At 47.2% G+C, this 17,612-nt stretch carries 12 protein-coding genes and 1 tRNA gene; 7 read left to right on the forward strand and 6 right to left on the reverse strand.

Features of this window, described 5'->3' with window-relative positions:
* Positions 1–35 precede the first annotated feature (35 nt).
* Complete coding sequence (locus OXN25_04450; GenBank protein MDE0424102.1) at positions 36–1,481, forward strand: arylsulfatase; 1,446 nt, start codon at positions 36–38, stop codon at positions 1,479–1,481.
* Positions 1,482–1,842: 361 nt separating this feature from the next.
* Here OXN25_04450 and OXN25_04455 read toward each other — a convergent pair whose 3' ends face one another.
* Positions 1,843–3,801, reverse strand: a complete 1,959-nt coding sequence (locus tag OXN25_04455) for a peptidyl-prolyl cis-trans isomerase (GenBank protein MDE0424103.1) — start codon at positions 3,799–3,801, stop codon at positions 1,843–1,845.
* A gap of 221 nt (positions 3,802–4,022) precedes the next feature.
* Here OXN25_04455 and OXN25_04460 point away from each other — a divergent pair, with 221 nt between their 5' ends.
* Complete coding sequence (locus OXN25_04460; GenBank protein ID MDE0424104.1) at positions 4,023–4,190, forward strand: hypothetical protein; 168 nt, start codon at positions 4,023–4,025, stop codon at positions 4,188–4,190.
* A gap of 273 nt (positions 4,191–4,463) precedes the next feature.
* On the opposite strand, the gene OXN25_04465 is transcribed toward OXN25_04460, so the two are convergent.
* Genes OXN25_04465 through OXN25_04480 form a run of 4 tightly spaced genes read right to left on the reverse strand, consistent with a single transcriptional unit; the run spans position 4,464 to position 8,814 of the window.
* Positions 4,464–6,797 (reverse strand): hypothetical protein, encoded by a 2,334-nt coding sequence (locus OXN25_04465; protein MDE0424105.1) that lies wholly within the window; start codon positions 6,795–6,797, stop codon positions 4,464–4,466.
* Positions 6,769–7,188: a hypothetical protein gene (locus OXN25_04470; GenBank protein ID MDE0424106.1), complete on the reverse strand. Its 420-nt coding sequence runs from the start codon at positions 7,186–7,188 to the stop codon at positions 6,769–6,771. Before OXN25_04470 ends, OXN25_04465 begins: the two co-directional genes overlap by 29 nt.
* 3 nt (positions 7,189–7,191) lie before the next feature.
* On the reverse strand, positions 7,192–7,950 hold the full coding sequence (locus tag OXN25_04475; GenBank protein MDE0424107.1) for a hypothetical protein: 759 nt from the start codon (positions 7,948–7,950) through the stop codon (positions 7,192–7,194).
* Positions 7,951–7,992: 42 nt separating this feature from the next.
* Positions 7,993–8,814, reverse strand: a complete 822-nt coding sequence (locus tag OXN25_04480; protein ID MDE0424108.1) for a hypothetical protein — start codon at positions 8,812–8,814, stop codon at positions 7,993–7,995.
* A gap of 1,142 nt (positions 8,815–9,956) precedes the next feature.
* Here OXN25_04480 and OXN25_04485 point away from each other — a divergent pair.
* The 3 genes from OXN25_04485 (at position 9,957) to OXN25_04495 (ending at position 12,774) form a co-directional block, all read left to right on the forward strand.
* Positions 9,957–10,874 carry a DNA glycosylase gene (locus OXN25_04485; protein MDE0424109.1) on the forward strand — a complete coding sequence of 306 codons (918 nt, stop codon included), beginning with the start codon at positions 9,957–9,959 and terminating at the stop codon, positions 10,872–10,874.
* 199 nt (positions 10,875–11,073) lie between these two features.
* Positions 11,074–11,457: a hypothetical protein gene (locus OXN25_04490; GenBank protein MDE0424110.1), complete on the forward strand. Its 384-nt coding sequence runs from the start codon at positions 11,074–11,076 to the stop codon at positions 11,455–11,457.
* A gap of 165 nt (positions 11,458–11,622) precedes the next feature.
* Positions 11,623–12,774 (forward strand): glycosyltransferase family 4 protein, encoded by a 1,152-nt coding sequence (locus OXN25_04495; GenBank protein MDE0424111.1) that lies wholly within the window; start codon positions 11,623–11,625, stop codon positions 12,772–12,774.
* Positions 12,775–12,809: 35 nt separating this feature from the next.
* Here the strand turns inward: OXN25_04495 and OXN25_04500 are convergent.
* Positions 12,810–12,892: transfer RNA gene (locus tag OXN25_04500), tRNA-Leu, on the reverse strand.
* A 228-nt stretch (positions 12,893–13,120) separates the two neighbouring features.
* Between OXN25_04500 and OXN25_04505 the strand changes: the two genes are divergently transcribed.
* Together OXN25_04505 and OXN25_04510 are read left to right on the forward strand one after the other, a co-directional pair.
* Positions 13,121–16,057 carry an FAD-binding protein gene (locus OXN25_04505; protein MDE0424112.1) on the forward strand — a complete coding sequence of 979 codons (2,937 nt, stop codon included), beginning with the start codon at positions 13,121–13,123 and terminating at the stop codon, positions 16,055–16,057.
* 124 nt (positions 16,058–16,181) lie between these two features.
* Entirely contained in the window at positions 16,182–17,612 is a 1,431-nt protein-coding gene (locus tag OXN25_04510; protein ID MDE0424113.1) for an Nramp family divalent metal transporter, read from the forward strand.

A 17,612-nucleotide genomic window follows, 5' to 3' on the forward strand; every position in this document is an offset into this window, starting at 1 on the left:
TCGCTCGTTTGACGCTTGGTCGCATGGAGTTTGAGATGTCTGACACCCGCCCTAATATCCTTCTGATTACCACTGACCAGCAACGCGGCGATTGCCTGGGACTGGATCCTGACGGTCCTGATTGCCTGCAAACCCCAAACCTCGACTGGATCGGTCGCACCGGCACGCACTTTCGCCGTGGATACGCTGAATGCCCAAGCTGCATTCCCGCCCGGCGTAGTCTTATGACTGGAACCGCACCCGCGGCGAACGGGGCAGTCGGATTTAGAGGCGCCCAGTGGAATCCACCTCATACCTTAGCAGGCGAGTTGTCCGCAGCAGGTTATCAAACCGAGATGATCGGCAAACTGCATTTGACCCCGCCTCGGAAGCGATACGGCTTTGATCACCTCCAGCTGGCTGATGCCACCCGCGGGAACCACAACGACTACGTCGATTGGCTGCGACAATACCACGGCCGCAACGATGTTGATCCAGGTATGGCACACGGTGTCTCTGCGAACGGATGGGTTGGCCGTCCGCACCATCTCTCCGAAGAACAGATGCACACGTTTTGGTGTATTGATCGCGCACTCAATTTCTTGCAAAAACGCGATCCGACAGCCCCTTTTTTTCTCAACATCTCTTTTATAGACCCGCATCCACCACTGACACCACCAGCGCATTATTACCAACGCTACATCCAGCGGGATCTCCCACCACCCGTGGTTGGCGATTGGGCACCCGAATTTAAGGACCCTCAGAAGGGATTGGATCCAAATGCATGGGAAATCCGTCTCGATGACTACGACATGCGCTGCGCCCGAGCTGCCTATTACGGGATGATTAACTTCATCGACGATCAGATCGGTCGTCTGATTCAGTATACAGGCGGAATGAAAGACTGTCTGGTCATTTTCACCTCCGACCACGGCGAGATGCTTGGTGATCATAATTTGTACCGTAAAACCTGGTCCTATGAAGCCTCCGCTCGAGTTCCATTTTTAATGCGGGCACCGGCGAAATGGGGTTCCCCAAAAGAATCTGTTTGTCAAAGTCCCGTCGGCCTACAAGACATTATGCCCACTATTCTGGACGCAGCTGGTGTTGAGACGCCAAGCACCTGCACGGGTAGGAGCCTACTACCCATCATGCAAGGTGACACTGATCGGGTGCGAGACTGTCTGCACGGCGAGCATTCAGGGTGTTACGATTACAATCACGGCAGCCACTATGTGACAGACGGACACCATAAGTACATCTGGTACTCCCAAACCGGTCGAGAACACCTCTTTAATCTGAAGGACGATCCGCATGAAACACGCGATCTGGCAAGCCAGAGCGGGGCTGAACCCCATTTAATCCCGTGGCGAAATCGCCTAATTGAGTTTCTTCGCCACCGTCCCGAACGCTTCACCGATGGCACAAGCCTCATCACAGGGCAAACACACGATGCTTTGCTGCCAGACTATCACCCCGATGCCACCTACCCTTATTTATAGCGTCGGTAGGACTTACGCACTTCATTGGTAGGTGCGGTTTCTAACCGCACCGATCCTATGAAAGTAAGTGTCTTTGCTGTCTGAAGATAGATGTTTCAACGCAATTTTGCGTAAGTCCTGGTCGTTTTGTTAAGGTAGAAACGATCAGTAGGAAATCTTGCCAGCAGACGCGAAAAAGGGCGAGGCACGTGGACCCCGCCCAATCACATCGTATCTAACAGCGGTAGGACTTACGCAGGATGTTCTTTTGTAGCACAAACTTTCCAGTTTGTGTCCGCAAACAGTCTGTATTTCTTCGAGGATCCCTATCTCACAGAGCATGCTACGGCTAAAATTGCGTAAGTCCTGAGCAGATTAAAAATTAACGGTAATCTGGATGAATCCAGAGTTCACTACTCTTTTTGCGTGCAGCGAACCAGTTCAAATATGTCTCCCGTTTTTTCGCTTGGATGATTGTCTGAAGGTGTCGCGTCTTTTCAGCCGGATCCATTTGGAACGCTTCGACATCCGGTTCCTGTCGCTCAACAAGCTGAACGATGTACACGGAAGAGTTACCTTTGAAGGGACCCCCAATTTCATCCATCTTCATCTGAAATGCGGCAAACATCACTTCATCAGAATTCCCCATACCCGAAATATAGTTGCTACTGGCACTCAGTGAGAATAGGTTGCTTTCTTGTACTGAGAGCCGATCAACTGTCAAACCTTCAGGGGCGTTATACTTTTTAAGCAACGCCTCAAGGGATTCGGCGTTGTCGCGCTGATTAAATAGGCTTTGTGCGTCCGTCAAAGCACTCGCTTTCGCTTTTTCCGCTTTTAGTGCCTCAACCACTTCTATTTTTACCTCAGCAAACGGCGGGATAGCAGCAGGCTTCTTCTCCAAAACGGTTGCGACAAAATAGGCTTCCACTTCACCCGTCCGTTTCTTTGCCTCAAGTACCTTTATGACATTCACTTCTATATCAAAAATTTCTTGGATTAATTCCTCATAGCCCCATCTCGCGCCAATTCGAGGAATCGTCGTCGCATCACGACTGAAGAGTCCGGTTTCTAAAACAGCAAGTGGGAGTTCTTTAAAGTTCTCATGTGCGAGTGCAGCGTCATAGTCCTGAATTTCGACTTCATACAACAAATCATTAGCGACCTGTCTCGCCTCATCAACCCCACTAACCTGAACCAACTTCTGTTGGATTTCATATTGGACCTGCGCAAAAGGTTGGGCCTCTGGTGCCTTCTTCTCCTCCAATTTGATGATATGATACCCGAATTGCGTCTCAACCAGACCACTGACTTCTCCGACCTCCAGTGTGTCAAACGCAGTCTCTTCAAAGGGTTTTACCATGTCGCCACGGGCAAAATAGTCGCCAGCAGGGAGATTTGGATTCGACCCTCTTAATGCGCCACCTTGTACTGCGGAGGGACCCTCCGAATGTGTTTTTGCAAGTTCAGCAAAATCGGCACCTGCTGCGAGTTCGGCATTAATGGTTTTCAGTAATTCCGCTGCAGCGACTTTGACCTCTGCTTTCTGTTCGTCAGTTGCACCGTCAGGAAACTTCTTTAAGATATGGCGTGCTTTGACCGCTTCTGGTGTCGTAAACGCAGACTTATTTGCCTCGTAATAATCTTTTACCTCTGCATCTGTAACAAAAAGGATGGGTTCCACTCTGATAAACTTGACGTTCACCTGTTCTTGGGACTTATAGTCATCCTTATTCTCCTCATAATAGGCCTCTGCTGCCGCGTCATCCACCTCAACCATTGCGGTGTAATCACTATGCTTAAATTCGATAAATTTAACTTTCGCCTTATCGGATTCAAGTCGATATGCCTGTTCTGCTTCAGTATCGGTTATTAATTCTAAGGTTTGAATACTGTCTCGAAGGGCGGTGGAACTGAGCTGCAGCCGAATATTTTCTGTATAGAGGTCTGCTGCACCGAATTGTTCATAAAGATTATACTGCTGGACCCGGTCCGCGTCGCTGCGGATGTAACGTCTTATGTCCGCGTCAGCAATATTGACACTTCCAAGAATCGTCTGCTGCACCCAACGATCGATGACCGCCTGTTGTGTCTGTTCCCGGTCAGGTGTACCGACACTCCGACTTTGTTGCCTTTGCGACTCCATAGCATTCGCAACAGCGTTTTCAAATTCACCCCGTTTGACTTCGGCACCATCAATCCTCAGAACGACTTCTCCCTCCGGTCCCTCGCCGCCACCGCGCGTGTTGCTATAGAGGAACACTGTTCCTATCAAAAACACGATAGCAATGACCCACATAAAGAGCTGTGCAATAAATTTCTCGCGTAAAAAGATAATCATGTCTTATTAAAGTATTCTCCTCTTTAGTTTTTCTCTAACGGAATGTCATGCCTAAAGCATATTGATAATAGTAACGTGAGTTTGATAAAGATTGCCACTTGTAGCGCAAACTAAAAGTTAGTGCTACACACTGATGGCTTTGGGACGTGAAAATAGCACTTTCAAGACATCCGAAATGTTTAATCAAACCGACGTTAATATTATACATACAAACAAAATGAATGTCAAATCGTATTAGCGGCTATTTCAAAATCCTGACTTTTCAGGTATGGCGCGAGCAGCTTTTGGAGGTGGAGGCGGGCATTGCGGAGAGGCGTTTTCACCGGACCTTCGCTGCGTCCAGTGCGTGTGGCAATGTCTCTAATAGGGACTTCTTCAATGTAGTATAATAAGGAACACACGTTTACGGGAGGGTGTGAGTGTTTCAATCGCTTCTCGCAGGTGTTGCCGGAGTTCCTGCTGTTGAAGCAATTCACACGGATCGGGGTGGAACATTGCGATGCAGCGTTGGTCAATGGTCTGGAGGGAATCAATGTGAAACAACGCTTTCTGTTTGCGATGGTAATCTATACAAACATTTTTAGCAATTAGGACTTACGCAATTCCCTGGTAAGTGCGGTTTCCTAACCGCACCGAATCACGCAATAAATAGCGAAATTCAATCATTTTGCGTGCGGATGCTTGCGTTGTAAAATCTGTGTCCGGTAAATGCGAACAGCGGGTTCATAATTCTCCTGCAAATACGCGGCGATAATCGGATGGCGTTTTTCCGCAGGAATATTATCAACTGCATCGAACCAACCCCCTGTTTTGAAGAGGACGAAGCGCGTGCTGTCGGCTTCAAGTGCCTCGATAACCTCTCTCTGCATTGCGGGGGTTGCTGCGTAGACAACCTGATGATAACGGGTGACACTCGGACGGTTTGCGAAGAAATAGTAGGCACCTTGACTTGAAAAGTCAAAAATCTTTTCGTCTGGGGACGTCTGATCCTGAAGATAAGCAACCACTTTTTGCATCTGCTGGGCTTGGACATCTGGGATGTCCACACGCCCAGCACGTTCTAACGCCACCTCAGCAACGCGTTGACGGAACGGATGCTGAATCAATCTTTGCCCGTTTTCGCGAAAAACTGTCAAGGGTTGATAAACTTCGGCGACATACCAGAAAAACAGAACTGTCGGAATGAGTATCCAGGACGCTTTTCGTATGAAATGCCAGCAGGATAAGCACATGGAGAGTTTCAGGGGTACTGACTCAGAATGCTGGGGGAAAAATGCATTTATCAGCCGAAAAAGACCGCGTTCAATGGTGAAGAGACAGAGCAGCCAGAAGAACGTTGACCCGTAAGCAAAATGCCCCGGATCCGAGCGACCGAGGGCAGTGCGAAAGAAAACGATACCGCCTATCCAAAGCAAAAGTAACTTCACCATCCCCTCCGATTGCCAGATCGTGCGGCAGACCCCGCGAAACGTGAGATATGCCCCGACACTGAGAAACACACAAATCGGAAGATAGTAGTGAAAATATGAGTCAAAGAGGAAAGCGTGCCAGCCTTCCGTCCGCCATGTAACAAGCAATGCTGATAGTGGTGGAAAGGGCAAACCCCACGTCGCAATTTGGTATCGACATTGGATATAGGTATTCCACAACATGTCGTCCAATGCGCCATGCCAGAGAAGATAAAGTCCAACAGGAAGAATACCTATCATCACCCCACAGGTATAATTGATTAAGAGCAGCGGACGTTTGCACGTAGGGATCCCAGATTGTAGACTGTAGAGGCAGAAAAACAGCCCAATACTGGCAAGTGAGTAAATCCCGATTTCAGCACTGTACCAGAATGCGAAACTCGTAAAAAAACCCGCAAGGATGAGTTTCCACGCAAAACGTGCGTTCTGGAAGCCAGTTTCGCCCTGAAGCTGCCCCCCTTTCTGACGGTGTGTCACATCATTGACAACACAAGCAAACGCAAGTAAACCAAACGTGTATCTCGAGGAAACCCAGATTCCGGAGGCGATCAGCACAGAACTAACGACTGTAAACGATCGGGATCGAAATATTTGCAAACTCAGCAGGTAAAGGGCTATGTAGCCGAGAGGCACTAACGCCTCGCGCATCAGACGCACACCCATGAGGGTAGGTTCAAAAAGTTGACTCCCCACCCAAGGCAACAGGGCGTTTTGGAAGAGCCCATGCTGTAGATAAATATCCCGAAAGGGGATGCCGCCGCGTAACATTTCGTTAAGGGGCGCGAGAAACTCACCTTCATGAAACCTGTCTATTCCACCATGAACTTTGCCTTGATACGTGAACAAGTAGGGGAAAAAAGGGAGGACGATATACGCCAAGACATCATAAAATACGCGTTTTTTTCTCGAGGCATATCCCGCGCCTATGTTCCGCTTATCTGAGGGTGTAATAGCATTGAAGCGGTGATTATCTGTTTCAACGCTTTCAAGGAAAGCCTGCGGCAAAGCCCCGGTAGGTGTTCCTCCTTTTATCCAAACCGAAAAAAGAATGCTTAACGTGACGAGAAACGACACGCCAAACGAGAGGACGAATGGCATCAGCCCGCGCTGTGTGGAAAGAAAAACCGTGCCCCAACTCAGACAAATGGGTAAGGAAGCGAAGGCACAGGCTTTGAGCATCCACGTGATAGATCTGCCGCAGCGTTTCGCCGCCCATTGTGAAAAAACGACCCAGAGGAAAACGGAGGCACCGATCAACACAGGGACACCGATAACTGCTAACAGGTAATAAAAGAACTCTTGATGTTTCGGATACTGATGAACACTCACCCACCCTACGATCCCGGAAGTGTCATCGTATTCAAAAACGAAATATTTTGACAATACGAGTCCGAAGTTGATTGCAAAGGAAAACGCAGTGAAAGTGACAAGTCCAACGTAAGGATGAAGTGCTTTAACGTGGACAACACTCACAGTGGACTGGAATTTCAGGCGATTTTTATCGCACCATTTGCGTAGGTATACCACGAGCGTTTTTCTCTTTTTCAAGAAGGGACTGTACGCGTTCCGCCAATGTGGGTGATTTCGCGTTGACGCGTTTCATACCTTCTTCATATCCATGGGTATCAATCATACCTCGCGCCCACATTTCCAGTTCTTTTCGCTTCTGTTTCACTTTCTCCAAAGCATCCCCGCAACATGAACATGCTTTTTTTCTTAATGTTGTAGGTTTCTGTGTAACTTCCTGAGGCACCTGTGGACGAGAACGGATTGGTCCTGTATGTTCTTGCTGGATATTTTCCTTGTCTTGACGTTGGAAATATACAGTTTTTGATGTAGAATCGTGAATTAGATAAGTACAAAAGGCGATCCCTCCGATCAGTGTAAAAAAACCGCAAATATACAAAAGGATTTTCATGAGTTACTCTCCGATAATATCCTGAGTTTTCAAAGTAATTTCAGTCCCTTGTTCAAGTGCCAATTGCTTGATCTCCATGAGGAATTCAAGATAGAATTCAAGATTCTCAAGGGCTTCGGGTGGACTTATCTTGGAGGCAAGCCTCAGTGTTGCCTCGGCAGAATCAATAGCAGTGTCAATCGTATGGGTGCCTTCATTGCTCTGCCTGATACTTTCAACAATGATGTCAACATCGGGGTCATCCCCATATTGTTCGCGAAAAGCCTCATCAAGCCGTTGGTAAGCGTACTCGGGATCGGTTTTGAGAGCAGCGTTGTAAGCATCAAATCCGGCTTTGACAAAATCCTGATCATAAGGCACATCTTGGTCGACATCGGTAAAATCTCCTGATACGACTGCGTCTGATACCGTTTCTTCAAGGAACTCTTCAAAAAATGTGTTTAGATCAGCTGGGTTGGTAGGATCTTCTGCTGCGACATCGACATCCACCTCTTGTTCTGTTGCATCACTTTCTGAGATTTCTAATTCCGGTCCGGGTCCTGGATTCTCTGTTGCGGCGATTTCTATAGTTTCGGTTGCTTCCTGCAGGTGCGTTGCTTGTTGTACCGAGGCAGGCTCATAGAGCCCTGTCTGTGAAGAGTCTTTTGATAACGATGCCTCAAAACGTTTCGTATCCCACTGTGTGTAGAACCAAAATCCAGCACAAATAAGAATTGTCAGAAGCAAGGCACCAGCAAGCGAGGTAAGATTCATAGATTTCATCTGTTCTGTCCCTCCATGGCAATCCATCAAAGCCAGATAGATTTACTTATCGGTTTTTCTACGGAACGGGGCCATTTGTGTTCCAAGAATTCCTTGTTTTTCATACAGTTTCCTAACAGCTTCAAGTTGTTTTAAGGCATTCTCAAATTGTTTGATCTGCTTGGCATATTTTTCTGCGTCATTGTCTATAAATATTTGCTTTCGTAATTCAAAAAATCGTATATGCTCTGGAATAGTGCCCTTCTGTTTTTGAGTGAGGCGAAAAAAGAGTTCCCTCCACTCCTCGGTAAGGGGGTGTCCGTGAAACGCAAGTGAGGCAAATGCGTCGAGCTCAGCACGCGCGGCTGCAAGGTTTGTAGGGAGTAATTCATGAAAAGCCTCATAATGTTCATAAGCAATTTCGGCGTTCCGCTTTTCTTCTGCTGATTCCATCTCTGCAGCAGAGATATGTTTCTGCTTTGTAGATGACGTTTTTTCAAGAAGTTCATCGTACTCCCTTTGGACGAGTCCTTCAAGATTTTTAAGAGCCTTTTGATGGGTTTGTATCTGCTTCGTGTACTTTTCAGAATCAATGTCAATTAGCATCCGGATTTCAAGCTCATGAACACGGACGAAATCTGAGACAGAGTGTTCTTCCGAACTGTTAATTCGGAAATAGAGTGGGATCCACTCTTCAGCAAGAGGATGATCTTTGTACAGTTCCTTGGCAATGGTTTGAAGTTCTACGCGTGCCGAATTCGGGTCAGTTTCGATAAGTTCCTGAAACGTTTTAAAACGCCCCCCCCAAGGTGAGTCTTCGCTATGTGAATGTATAGAAAGAATTCCAATATTACAAAGAACTATGGTAAGTATAAAAAACTTCATGACTACCTCCTTTTGGAAAGGTGGCATCGGTTCCAGACTTGAAGTGATGCAAGAACTGAAATCGACGCACCTTCTTAATCCACTTATTCGGACGGGCATACAAACCCACAGGCACCTATATGAGAATGATAATGCATCTGAAGCGTGTAAATAATTTCAAAATTACCGTTCTTGTCATACTCATATTCGGTATACCAACATGCGTGAGCCATCCACGCCTCAGTATCTTCAACAGGTACTACGTTGTGTTTACATTTCATTACCGAACTCGTCTGAAAGTCAGTATCTATCAGTATTTGCGCTTATAGCTCGAATGAATCTCACAAAACTACGAAACCCTTGCTATGACTGGATTCAGAGCCAGAATGTAAACACTACCTATCATAAAAATGGATGTGCAGGCAAAGACAATAATCAATATCGTTACGATAGAACGCGAAAACATCTGGGTCATTCATTTTCTCCTATATTATCGTGAGGATCGCTTTCGGAAGTCAAAAGGCAGATGTATTTGCGATCTTTGGCAATCCTCTATTCTGTATGCGGTGCTAACCCGAAAGTCCCACAAAATCTGGTGACTCTGTGCTACAATTAGATTAACACTGTCTTAATAGCAGTGCCACGCCTCTCGGTGTACTTACCACCGGCGGCGCAACCTGAAAAATAGTTATTTGCGCCAGTAAGATGTCAGGCGCGTATCCAACTCGCTATCAATTATACCGGAATTTGTATTTATTTGCCAATATTCTTTTCAAAAATAGAACTTACGCAATTATCCGTAAAACCGATAAATGGAAAAGGTTTTCGGCTAAACCTACACCCCCGTGGCATTACAACGCGAATGCTCAGAAACGCGGCACGCAGATTCATAACACTGAAAAACACCTGAAAATTTCAGAGTGACGTTGAATCCAAACCCACCCCCAAATCCCAAGAACCTATACATTACCTACGTTTATACCGATTCCTCAAGTTCACGGATTTCCCATTTTACTCTGAAACACCCTGAAATCCTGAAAACCCGATAATCTTGAAAATCCTGATTCTGGTGAAAACCAACACCCATCTGCCAATCGCTAATTCAGAATCTGATAAAAATTTGCCAATTTTTGAAATTTACTATATACTAATTGAACAAATTCATGATAAACTTTCCTGAGAGATTGATAAACGCTGGTATGCAGATCCGGAATGTAACAGACTTTAGTCTGAAATATACTTTAGAATCTGGACAATCATTTAGATGGAACAGAGTAGGTGATGCCTACTACGGTGTTGTGGAGGGACGGATACTCAGAATCTCTCAACAAGGGTCTATCTTACACGTTGAAAGCTCAGCGAATGAAAACATGGTAATCTTGGTGCCATATCTTCGTCACTATTTTGATTTGGAACGCGATGTCCCGAAACTCCTCGCCGAAGTTGACAAAGATGCCTATATTCATCGAACGATCCAGAAGCTTTGGGGGATGCACATTCTGAACCAAGAACTTTGGGAAACAATAGCGTCCTTTATTTTATCACAAAATAATAACGTCCCACGGATCCGCGGAATTATTCATAGGCTTTCGGAACGTTACGGTAAGAAACTAAAGATTGGCGAGTATGTGGACTATAGCTTCCCAAACCCGGACGATCTTGCGACAACAACTGAAGAAGAACTCCGCACCTATGGCACTGGCTACCGGGCAAGTTACCTTCAGGATACCGCGCGTGCGGTCATGAACGGAGAACTCTCACTTGCCGCACTGAAGCAACTGCCATATCTTGAAGCGAAACAGAAGCTAATGGAGCGTAAAGGCATTGGCGAAAAGGTTGCTGATTGTATCTGTCTATTTTCGCTCGGACATCTTGCGGCACTGCCGATTGATGTCTGGATAAAACGCATTTTCGAGACGCTTTACCTACGGCGGCGTGCAACACATCGCGAAATACGCGAATTCGCGTCCAACTATTTTGGAGATGGTGTCGGATACGCACAGCAGTATCTTTTTCACTACGTCCATGAATGTCCAGACTGGGCAAACGCTGAGCACCTATCACTTATAGGTCTTACGTAGAATACTCTTTTGTAGCATAACCTGTTAGGTTGTGCATTCCAAACGCTTCTGTTTGTCCAGGAATTTCCAGCTCACAGTATGCAGGACGGTCAAAATTGTGTAAGTCCTAACTTATTGAAGTAGAAACCGAACTTTCAACAGAAAGTTGCGAATCTGCAGTAAATTGAACAAAATAGACGACCTGAAAGGAGACCAAAATATGGCTGAATCATTGGAACAAAGTATTGTATCACTTCTGGAAGAGCATGTTGAACTTGCAGTCTCAACAGTTCAAGAATTAAGAGCAAACAAACTTGAACTTGAAGCTGAGATTGCCAGACTTAACAGCGATGTGGTCCAACGCGATGCCCAAATTCAAGAACTTGAACAGCGGAATAGCCATCTTGAAGAGGAGCTTAATTTAGAACGGTTAGCCACTGCGCAAGAACGCGCCGACATTCGAGAGCGTCTTGAGGGCTTAATGAATGTACTTGCCGCATCAAGTGAAACCGTAACGGAGACAAGAACAGCGGTAGAAACGGAAGCAGATACACATCCCGAAATCGATTTTACCACCGTCCGGAATGATGAAGACAAAATATAGAACCTTGACGAGGAATAGCCACAGGCTCAGAATGGCGATTGTAGGGGCAGGTCTTGTGCCTGCCTGCATACTTGATGAGAAATAGCCGCAGCCTCAAAATAGCGATTGTAGGGGCAGGTCTTGTGCCTGCCTGCATACTTGGTAAAGCCGAGATAACAAACAGTTGTGCGTGTCTTAGTTCTCTCTCATTCCTATATTATGAAACCGTATCGGCGAAAATTCGCACTCATCGCCGAACGTCCGGACGTTACACTACGTGTTATTACACCTACGCGCTGGTATGAAAGTTTCCAAGACATTGTCTTTGAACCAGAACCGGACACACCGTGCGAAGAATTTCCGTGTCCAATCCGCTTTTCCGGCTACGGCAGTCGTTTTTATTACCGTCAGGGTGTGAAGCCTCACTTCCGAGATTTCCAACCCGACATTATTCACTTGGAAGAAGAGGCATGGAGTCTCAACGCGCTACAGACAGTTCGGTTGAAACGGAAGTATTGTCCGCAGAGTCGTTTTATCTTTCGCACTTCACTGAGCATACCGATCAAACAGCGATTTGGTATACTGCCGGTATGGATCGAACATCGCGTCTTTCGAGAAACCGATAGAGCCTTTCCGCTCAGTACAAACGCGGGTAAGATTCTAACTGAACGCGGATATACTGGAGAACAGACACCATTTCCAAATGGGGTTGATGTGCGCCATTTTTATAAAATGGATGCCAGCGAACTGCGGAATGCATTGCGACTCAATGACTGTTTTGTCATCGGTTATGTCGGTCGGCTGCTACGAATGAAGGGAATAGACACACTACTCAAGGCACTGGCACACCTCGCGAGTCAAGATGCCACGTCCACCTACAAACTTCTGATTGTCGGACAAGGCGAGGACAAATCCGAATTCCAGAGGGTTGCTGGAACCCTCGGTATCTCTGAACAGGTTGTCTGGATAGATGCGGTCCCACCCGAAGAGGTACCCGCCTATATTAATTGTATGGACACATTAGTTCTACCCTCTCGGACAACCCCAGGATGGGTCGAATTTTTTGGGAGAGTTCTTATAGAAGGCATGGCATGCGAAGTCCCGGTCATCGGTTCAGATTCTGGCGAAATTCCCCACGTGATTGACGATGCCGGTCTTATTTTTCCAGAGGCAGATGCAAATGCCTTGGCAGAAAGGATACGTCGAATCGCACACGACGCAAATCTTCAGAAGAATCTGATTGGGCGCGGGCTTACTCGCGTCGAAAATTTTACATGGGAGACGATTGCAGAACGGACATATCAGGTATATCAGGAGTTGCTTGGAGAGGCACCGTAGGTTGAGAATAGAGAAACGGGAGCATAGAAAAGTGATGCCCCCGACTGGACTCGAACCAGCATGCCAATTAAGGCACAGGCCCTCAACCTGCCGTGTATACCAATTCCACCACAGGGGCATTCTGTGGTTAATTATATCTTATTCAGACCGCGATGTCAAATTTTTCTTTTTTGGTAAACCAGATAAATAAACAGACATTTTACCCCAACCTGGTAGGTGCGGTTTCTAACCGCACCGGTGCTGAGTGTCCAGTTAATTCTAAGGTCTACCATTTAACGATTGCTTTTGAGCTGCTGTGTCCTAACAAATCCCCAAATTGAATAGCTTAAAAATTTTGGACAAAAATATGGATACCCCCACACCGGAAAACCTTGAACACCTACTATCCGATACGCTTGCTGGAGAGGTTCGCTTCGACCTATACTCTAAAGCACTCTACAGTACAGACGCAAGTCTCTACCAGATACAACCGATAGGCGTTGTAATTCCAAAAGATAAGCAGGACGTTATCAAGACAGTGCAAATCGCGTCAGAACACAAGATTCCGATCCTTCCGCGCGGTGGAGGCACAAGCCTTGCTGGACAGAGCGTCGGTGAAGCAATCGTGCTGGATATGTCCAAATACATGAATCAACTGCTTGAAGTGAACGTCGCTGAACGCTGGGCGCGGGTCCAACCCGGCATCGTTTTAGACGAGTTGAATCATAAACTGAAACCCCACGGTCTGATGTATGCCCCGGATGTCGCTACAAGCAGCCGGGCAAATGTCGGTGGAACTATCGGGAATAATTCCGCAGGTTCACATTCGCTTATCTACGGTAAAACCATCGATCATGTCATGTCGCTCGACTTAATCCTCTCCAACGCTGACCAAATTACAACATCGCCCATATCACTCGAAGAATTAGAAATCAAGAAACAGGGAAACACATTAGAAGCAAATATCTATCGTGAACTCTGCCGAATATGTGCCGACAATGAAGCAGAAATCCGTAAACGGTATCCGCGTATCTTGCGGCGTGTTGCAGGCTATAATCTCGACGAATTTATTCCGGATGCCGGTTCAAAAGAGGTCACCCCCTATCGCCGTGACGGATGCGATGAGAATCACCCGTTTAGCCTGACGAAAATTCTTGTCGGTTCTGAAGGAACACTCGCCACGACCGCTGAAGCAACGGTGAACCTTGTCCCGATTCCCAAACAGACAGCACTATGTGTTGTTCATTTTGAATCGCTCGTCAACGCCATGGAGGCGATGCAACCCATCTTGGAATGTAACCCCACCGCTGTAGAACTTATAGACAAAACGATTCTCGATATGGCGCGTGGCTCATTAGAATTCTCACGGCTTACCACCTTCATACAAGGTGAACCCGCTGCACTCCTTGCTGTTGAATTTTACGGTGAAACACAGGCAGAATTGGACGCACAGCTGGATACACTCGAAAAGACGCTGAAAAGTACCGGGTTCGGTTATGCGTTCGTGCGATGTTTCACTGCTGAAGAAAAAGCACGCGTCTGGGAAACCCGAAAAGCCGGACTCGGGTTGCTAATGGGTATGAAAGGCGATGCCAAACCGGTCGGTTTCGTCGAAGACGCGGCAGTACCGATAGAGAACTTGCCGGAATACGTCCGTCGATTTGATGAGATCGTCACAGCACACGATACAACCGCCGCTTACTATGCACATGCAAGCGTTGGGCTGTTGCATAACCGACCTATCGTCAACCTCAAATCCGAAACCGATATTCAGAAAATGCACGACATCGCTCGTGAAGTCCGAGATCTACTCATGGAATTGGATGGCGCGATGAGTGGAGAACACGGCGATGGACTCGTTCGGAGTGAGTGGATAGAGAGTATGTTCGGTCCGCAGATATATCAAGCACTCACTGAGGTGAAAAAAGCCTTTGATCCGGACGGCATTATGAACCCAGGTAAAATCGTTGACGCGCCACCGATGACAGAAAACCTCCGCTTCGGTTCGGACTATAGTACCATTAAAATTGACACCTACTTCGATTTCTCCAGTCAAGACGGATTTGGTGGCGCGATTGAGATGTGCAACGGTGTCGGTGCCTGTAGGAAAACGCTCACGGGTACGATGTGCCCCTCCTTCATTGGCACACGTGAAGAAGAGCACTCAACGCGGGGTCGCGCGAACGCGCTCCGCTCTATTATTTCAGGAGCATTGCCACACACAGAACTCACCAATGAGCGGCTGCAAGAAGTTCTGGATTTATGCCTCGGATGCAAAGCATGCAAAGCGGAATGTCCGTCTAACGTGGACATGGCGAAGATAAAGTATGAGGTACTTGCACACTATCATAAAGCAAACGGTTTACCGTTGCATCGACGGTTGTTCGGCGAAATCGGCGCACTCGCCCCCCTCGGCTCAATGTTTTCACCCCTCTCTAACTGGGCAGTCAATAATACACTTTCTAAATGGATCGCTGAGAAAATAATCGGCGTTGACCGACGGCGAGACATGCCTACCTTTGTCCGTCCGACCTATGAACAGTGGTTCCGAAAACGCCGCTCGCGACGAACATCGGATAAGAAAGTTGTCCTTTTTCCAGACACCTTTATGAACTATAGTGAACCTTCCATCGGCAAGGCTGCCGTAGAGGTGTTAGAAGCGTGCGGATTCGAGGTGCTCCTGCCCAAGAAGCGGTGCTGCGGCCGTCCACTCATCTCGGAGGGGATGCTCGACCGGGCAATTGAGAATGCAAACTACAACATTAATGCCCTCCGCGTTTACGCTGATGAAGGGATTCCGATTATCGGATGTGAGCCGAGTTGTACGTCTGCCCTCACAGACGATTACCTTGAGTTAATCGGCACACCTGCTGCGAAACGCGTTGCTGAAGCAACTTGTTCGTTTGAGGAATTCTTCGCACAACTGACTCAAAACGGCGAATTACCGCTGGAATTTTCGACAGAACCGCGCGACATCCTTCTACACGGACATTGCCATCAGCGAGCCCTCGTTGGTATCCAGCCAACTGTGAAGATGTTAAGTTTACCAGCAGAACACGACGTTACAGTGATTGATTCGAGCTGCTGTGGTATGGCGGGCGCATTCGGGTATGAGAAGGCACATTACGAACTTTCCATGAAAATTGGTGAATTGCGACTCTTTGGTGCCGTTCGTGAGAAACCGTCAGGAAGTTTCACGCTCAGTGCCGCCGGTTTTTCCTGTAGGCATCAACTTGAGCACGCGACAGGGGTGAAACCGAAGCATCCGGTTGAAGTGTTACGTGAGACGCTAACGCAAACTTAAATTAGGACCTACGCAATCTCCTGGTAGGTGCGGTTTCCTAACCGCACCGATCGCGTGATAAATAGCGGAATCCCGTAATTTTGCGTAAATCCTGTTATAACGTTAAGCACCGGAGGAAGACATAATGTCTAAAATCTATCAACCGCTTGACGATTTTAAAATTGTTGAGTTGCCGGAGAAACAGTTGCCGTTTTGGAAGATTGCGGGCCCAGGGGCTATCTTAGTAGGTCTGTCCATTGGTGCCGGTGAGAGTGTGATTTGGCCCCTCATTGCCGCTGAGTACGGCGGCAGTATGATCTGGGCAGCCGGATTGGGGGTATTTCTCCAACTCTGGATTAACTTCGAGGTAGGACGTTGGACAATCGCAACGGGTGAGACGGTATATACAGGTTACAGCCGCATCTGGCGCGGTTTTGGTCCATTGTTCATTCTCCTCACTGTCGTGGGTTGGATAGCACCGGGATGGGCGCGGACATCAGGGCTTGCTCTCAAAGCACTCATACTTGGACCCGGCGGTTGGGGCTCCGATACCTTTTGGACAATCGTGACGTTTGCAGGCGTTGCACTCATCCTTTTCGGACCGAAGATGGTTTACCAATCCCTCGAACGGACTGTCGAAGTACTTGTCGGTATTGTAACGATTGGGTTAATTCTGGTCGCCCTCGCTGTCGGCTCAATGGATACATGGAAGGAACTCGGTGCCGGTTTGGTAAATGTTGGGTACATCGATCCAGGCATATCCGTGAAAAAACTATTTAGCGCATTAGTCTTCGCGGGTGCAGGTGGAACTGCAAATCTTTTCTATACGTTCTATCTACGCGATAAAAATATAGGCATGGGTGCACAGCTACCAGGGCTACAGAACCCCCTTCGGGGCAGGAGCGAAAAGGTCCCCGCAACAGGATTTCTCTTTGAAGCAACCGAGGAAAATCGAAAACGCTTCACGGCATGGTGGCAATATGTGAAAAACGACCAGATACTCTTCTTTTGGGCACTCAATACCTTCACAATTATGCTCTTTATTTTTGGCGCGCTCTCGGTTCTACATCCGCAAGGGATTGTCCCCGAACACGGAAGACTTATTTATGATGAAGCACAAATATTAGGGGAAATCTGGGGAGTCGCAGGTCAGAAGATATTCTTATTAGTTGGGGTTGCAACACTTTTTGGAACACAACTCGCACTGGTTGATGGCGTGTCGCGCTCGATTTCTGATATTATCTACACCAACTTTCAAGGTGCGCAAAAACGGGATTTGAGTTGGTGGTATCTCCTCATTGCTGGCATCTGGATCGTCGGCGGATGCGTCATAACCTTTGTGATGGAGCAGTTGAAGGTCAGTGAATTAGGATTTCTCTTTAATGCGGCATACATGGGCGGCTTCGCTATGGCACTTTATGTGCCGCTTACACTCTATATGAACTACCGCTTCCTACCTGACTTCGCAAAACCGAAACGACTCTCTACTTTTATGATGCTTATCGCCTCATGTGTCTATATCGGCTTTGCGATTTCAAGTATCTTATGGGAAATTAAGCAATTGATCGGAGGATAG

It is taken from the genome of Candidatus Poribacteria bacterium, from assembly GCA_028820845.1.
Taxonomy (GTDB): domain Bacteria; phylum Poribacteria; class WGA-4E; order WGA-4E; family WGA-3G; genus WGA-3G.